The sequence below is a fragment of the Streptomyces panacea genome, from assembly GCF_040560175.1.
GTDB lineage: Bacteria > Actinomycetota > Actinomycetes > Streptomycetales > Streptomycetaceae > Streptomyces > Streptomyces panacea.
Genome location: NZ_JARJHW010000356.1, coordinates 1 through 2240, shown reverse-complemented (window position 1 = coordinate 2240; position 2240 = coordinate 1). Strand labels below are relative to the sequence as shown.

The window sequence follows — 2240 nt, the reverse complement described above, 5'->3', positions numbered from 1 at the left end:
ACCGTCTCGCTCGCCCCGGGTGGCCCCGGCGCGACGCCGGCCCCCGCCGCCTCGCCCTCCCGGCTCGGCGCCGTCCTGCGCCGCGCCCTGTGGTGGGTCGTCCTCACCGTCACCGGCGGCGTACGACGGCACGGTCAACTGCCGCCCCGTGGATGCGTAGTTGTGGCCAACCACTCCTCGCACGCGGACACCGCCGCGCTGCTGGCCGCGCTCGACTCACGGCACCGGCCCGCCATCGGGGCGGCTGCCGACTACTGGTTCGCCTCGCCGTGGCGGCGGCGCGTCTGCCGTGTGCTCGCCGCGGGGTTTCCGGTACGGCGCACCGGCGGTGGGATGGACGATCTGCTGTCCATGGCGGACGGGCTGCGGGCGGGCCGCGCGGTCGTCCTCTTCCCCGAGGGCACGCGCGGGGCTGACGGCGCCGTCGGCGCCTTCCATCGCGGCGCCCTGGTCCTCGCGGAGCGCGCGGGCGTCCCGGTCGTACCGGTGGGCATCGCGGGCACGGCCCGGCTGCTGCCCAAGCACGGACGGCTGTGTTCGTCGCTGGTGCGGGTACGGATCGGTGAGCCGCTGCCGCCGTCGGCGACGCCAGCGGACGCGCGGGCGGCGGTCGCGGCGCTGCACGCCCGCACGGCCTCGGAGCCACTGCGCGACTCCCCCGTACGGCGCCGGGTGGCCGCGTCGGCCGCCTCGCGCCGGGGGCTCCTGCTGGCCTTCGTCTGGGCCTGTGCGGAGGCGCTGAGCTGGCCGCTGATGCCCGAACTGCTCCTGGGCGTCGCGTGCGTCGCCGTCCCACGGGCGGCGCCGGGGCTCTCCGTCGCCGCGCTCGCGGGCAGCCTGGCGGGTGGGCTGCTGGCCTTCCAACTCGCGAACACGGGGCTCCAGTTGCCCGCACCGCTGACGACGGACCGGATGCGCGCGGAGGTACGCCACGAGCTGGCCGTCGAGTCGGCGTCCGCCGTACGCCACCAGCCGTGGAACGGCATCCCGTTCAAGGTGTACGCCGCCGAGGCGGGCCGCGCGGACGTGCCGGCGGCCGACTGGTTCGTGGAGTCCGCGCGGGCGCGCGGCGCACGGACGCTCACGGTCGGCGCGGCCTTCGCCGCGCTCGGTCTGCTGCTGCGCCGCTTCCGCCGTCACTACGGCGCGTATCTGACCCTGTTGGGTGTCGGCTTCGCCGCCGGACTGTCACTCATCGTGGCCGGCTGGAGCTGAGCGCGGTCGCCGCCCCCGGTACAGGCCCGTTTCCCGGCCTGTACCGGGGGCACCCGACGAACGATCGGGAGGGAGCCACATGAACGTACAGGCGATGTCACTCAGAGGTCGTAGCAAGGGCCGCCAGGCGGCGAACAGTTCGGCCATGGACGCCGCGGCACGCTGGGGTTTCGCCGCGCGCGGCGTGATCTACCTGCTGATCGGGCTGCTGGCGCTCCAGATCGCCTTCGGCGGTGGCGGCAAGCAGGCCGACCGCGGTGGCGCGCTGGCCGAGATCGGCGAGAAGCCGATGGGCTCCTTCGTCCTGTGGGCACTGGGCATCGGTCTGGTCGGCATGTCCCTGTGGCGGCTGTCCGAGGCGCTGTTCGGCGCCTCGGGTCCCGACGGCCGCAAGGCGAGCAAGCGCCTGCTGTCGGCCGGGCGTGCCGTGTTCTACGGCTTCGTGGCCTACTCCGTCCTCAGCTTCGCCGCCGGTGACAAGGGCGGCTCGTCGGGCGACCAGCAGTCGCAGGACATCACGGCCAAGGCACTGGAACTGCCCGCGGGCCGGTGGCTCGTCGGCGCCGCCGGTGTCGCGATCCTGGCCGCCGGCCTGTGGATCGGGGTGCGCGCCGCGAAGCGGTCGTATCACAAGCACCTCAAGCTCGGGCAGATGTCCCGCAAGGCGAAGCGCTTCATCGATGTGACCGGGGTCGGCGGCGGTCTGGCGCGCGGACTGCTGTTCGCGGCGATCGGCTGGTTCGTGGTCAAGGCGGCCGTCGACTACGAGCCGGACAAGGCGAAGGGCTTCGACGACACGCTGCGCTCGTTCACCGACACCCCTGTCGGTCCCTGGCTGCTCGTGCTGGTCGCGCTGGGCCTCGTTCTCTTCGGCCTGTTCTCGTTCGGTATGGCGCGCTACCGCAAGGTCTGAACCCACTTGCCTCCGCCGCCGCCCCCGCCTCCATGAAGAGGCGGGGGCGGCGGCGTGATCCTTCCAAGGAGAAGACACCGCCCCCGAACCGGGTTGGGGGCCGGCACGGGGG

The 2240-nt window shown here is 74.0% G+C and carries 2 protein-coding genes; both read left to right on the top strand.

Going from position 1 to position 2240, the window contains the following annotated elements; genetic code table 11:
* The coding region (locus P3L51_RS35895; RefSeq protein WP_354609555.1) for a 1-acyl-sn-glycerol-3-phosphate acyltransferase at window positions 1–1215 on the top strand (1215 nt) is incomplete at its 5' end.
* Between the two features lie 145 nt (window positions 1216–1360).
* The gene (locus tag P3L51_RS35890) at window positions 1361–2128 is read left to right on the top strand and encodes a DUF1206 domain-containing protein (protein WP_435594606.1); all 768 of its coding nucleotides are present in this window, start codon (window positions 1361–1363) and stop codon (window positions 2126–2128) included.
* The last annotated feature ends 112 nt before the right edge of the window (window positions 2129–2240 follow it).

What these genes read in the sequence shown, in the direction of transcription:
- P3L51_RS35890 (WP_435594606.1), top strand. Translation starts at nt 1,361, where the DNA reads ATGGACGCCGCGGCACGCTGGGGTTTCGCCGCGCGCGGCGTGATCTAC.